Genomic DNA, 2952 nt, shown 5'->3' with positions numbered 1-2952 from the left:
TTAGCTTTAAAATAAGAAGACTTTAAAGAGTCTGTTAGATGACTTATCTCTTCTTGTTGTTTTTTCCATTGATCGCCGTTGAAGTAATCCTGAATAGCTTTTGTCTTTTCTTCTATGGCTTTTTGCTGTGTCTTCCACTCTGCGCTTTTAAAATATTCGGTGCTTTTATTGGCTGCTTCTGTTATTTGTTTTTGTTGGCTTTTCCATGCATCACTATTGAAATATTTTTCAATTTCTTTCGAATGTTTTTCAATGTTTTTTTGCTGGTCTTTCCACTCTTTACTTTCAAAATACTGTTTCATTTTTTTCGCTGCTTTTTGAATATTTTCTTGTTGTTTTTTCCAGTCGTTGCTACTAAAATATTTTTGAATTTCTTTCGATTGTTTCTCTATATTTTTCTGTTGGTTTTTCCATGCATCACTATTAAAATAAGCTTCTATATTTTTTGCATATTGTTGCGAAATTGCTGTATCTATATTTAAGTGAACGTTATTATTGATGGGCGGTAAAGGGATAGAATCTTCCATCGGCAGATTGCCGGGCGGTGTTGGCGGTGCAGGTGGCAATGGAACATTTGCCGGTAAAGCTTTTGGTGCAGGAAGCAATAAGCTGTCACTGACAAAACTGCTTTGATGAATGCCAGGTTTTTCGAAAGACGGAGGCATGTTTTTTCCGTTGGTCTTTTCTTGTTTGGGGGATAGCCAAGCTATTGAACAAACGGCAGTAAATGCGATAAGAACGGCTGCCAATTTTTGCTTTAGATTGATGGGTTTTGCTTTCATTTCCATGATATTTTTAATGCGGTTAAATAGAAGAGGTTTTTTATTTACGGCAGCCATTGCCAGCTGCTGAGACTGAATGCGCGATGATTCTAATAGCATTAGAGCGGTCGCATAATTATGCGGATTATCGGTTTGCTGTAGCACTATTTGGTCGCAGCAGTTTTCCCTTTCTTCCCTTATTTTTTTTGAAATCCACCAAACAAAAGGATTGAAAAATAGTATTGTTTCGATAGCGGATTGAAATAAATTAAACAAATAATCCTGTCTGCGCACATGGGCTAATTCGTGTATTAAAATGGCCTCTATTTGATAGATGGAAAGATTACTGATAATACTAATCGGCAATAGTATGACGGGCTTTATACATCCCATCATCATGGGGACGTCTACTTTGGAAGAGATACAAATTTGTATCGGTTTGTTGATATGGAGCCTTGCTTTAAGTTGCTTTAAAGAATCTATCCATTTTGGGTCAACGGGTAAAAGATTTTGCTTCTTTAGATGACGGGTGGTGATATAAGCAATCAACAATCTTATGGTCAGCAGCACCAAGCCTATAATATACAGACTTACAAGCATAGGGATGGTTTTTGCCATAAGCGTAGCTTTTGAAAATGACTTCGCGGCAGCATAGCTGGAAAAAGGTGTCAGATGAGCATGAAGGACTTGGTTAAGTTGCTCCTTATGTTCTATTGCCAAGGAGAATTGATGATAGAAAGTAAGGCAAAATAATAAACTTACAAATACCAATGCGCTATAAGCAAACAGGTATTTGAGTTTTGCTGTTGCCTGGGGCAGCAAACTTAAAATTAATTTTAAATAGATAAAGACAGCTGCTGCTTGCCAGCAACTATGTAGCAAACTCCAGCCCAGTGCTTCTGAGAATGGAGAGGAGAAAAAATGTAGTATCGGCATATTCTACCATTTAAAAAGTTTATTGATCGATTGTGAAGCTGTTATGGCTATTTTTTCGTTTTGTCCTTTGCTATTTTTGAAGGCAGCGTACTTTCTATTTCATTTAAATATTGTCTTATTGTATCCAGCTCTTCTTTTGAGGTGTTGTGTTTGCCTAAGGCATGCATGACTAAGCTGGATGGCGAACCCTTGAACATTGTCTGCATCATTTTCTGTACAGCTTGTACTTGTGTGGCTTTTTGGGAAATAGCCGCTCTATATACGTGTGTCCGGGCGGACATGTCGCGCTCCAAAATATTTTTTTCACACATTATCTGCATCAGTTTGAGCGTGGTGGTATAGCCAACTTCTTTTTTGGCTTCTAATATTTCATGTACTTCCCGAACGCTGGAAGGGCCTTTTTCCCAAAGAATCTGCAGGATCTCTAATTCGCTGTTGGTGGGCTTTATTGGATTTTGCACGATTAAAATTTTTAAGTACGAATTGTTTCGTAGTCAAATGTACGAATGTTTTCGTAAATGAAAAATATTTTTTATTTTTTTGATAGGTTTTAACAAATGGCCGCACCGGGACTTGAAGAAAGTGAGATTTTTGGTAGGTTTTTTTGAGACATACCTGCACGCAGACAAAAGGATGCCCAGCCTCTCAAAACCTTGTGAGGTAATTGCCCGGCACAGTTGCCTGTAATTAAAAAGCAAATTTTTATCCTTCAGCCGGGCAATTGCACCGCCCTCATGTCTTTTATTTGGGTTTTTTGGCGGTAGCCATTAATACAATGCCCCCCAAGATTAAGATACCGCCTGCATAAGGTGGCCAGTTGACAGATTTTTGTTTATTAGCCGATACTTGAAGGGGGCCCGCATCAATGACTTTTTCCTTTTTGGTATAAGTAAATCCGGTCCATATTAACATGGCGATACCAATAATCAACAAAATGATTCCTATTGCTTTGTTCATAATAAGATGGCTTTAAACTTTCTTTTACCAAAATCATTCCAATTATGGCCATGTAATACTGTTGTGTAGCGATTGAAAGGCAGGCATCTGCGTGAAAATTAAGTTCAAATAGATAATAGGTGAGATAATAGGTAGCGGTGAAGGAAAGATTTGAGCGTTTATGTTAAAGACAGTGACCGGTGTATGAAAATATAAGGTCAACTTTTCTTCGGGTTTATATAACGCCTTTAGAAATTCTATTCGTTTTTTAAAGAAGCTGTTAAATATGCTTTTAGAGTTGGATTAAAATGTACGACCC

3 protein-coding genes are annotated in these 2952 nt (G+C 37.5%); all 3 read right to left on the bottom strand.

The window, feature by feature from the left end:
* Positions 1–1697: M56 family metallopeptidase (locus ACQR30_RS12010; RefSeq protein WP_429735399.1), on the bottom strand; the 1697-nt coding region annotated here is incomplete at its 3' end.
* 47 nt (positions 1698–1744) lie between these two features.
* Positions 1745–2158: a BlaI/MecI/CopY family transcriptional regulator gene (locus ACQR30_RS12005; protein ID WP_429735397.1), complete on the bottom strand. Its 414-nt coding sequence runs from the start codon at positions 2156–2158 to the stop codon at positions 1745–1747.
* 280 nt (positions 2159–2438) lie between these two features.
* On the bottom strand, positions 2439–2654 hold the full coding sequence (locus ACQR30_RS12000; protein WP_429735395.1) for a hypothetical protein: 216 nt from the start codon (positions 2652–2654) through the stop codon (positions 2439–2441).
* Positions 2655–2952 lie beyond the last annotated feature (298 nt).

Source organism: Arachidicoccus sp. (assembly GCF_050436765.1).
Lineage (GTDB): Bacteria > Bacteroidota > Bacteroidia > Chitinophagales > Chitinophagaceae > Arachidicoccus.
Note: the sequence above shows the minus strand (reverse complement) of the source record. Positions and strands in the feature narration are given on the sequence as shown.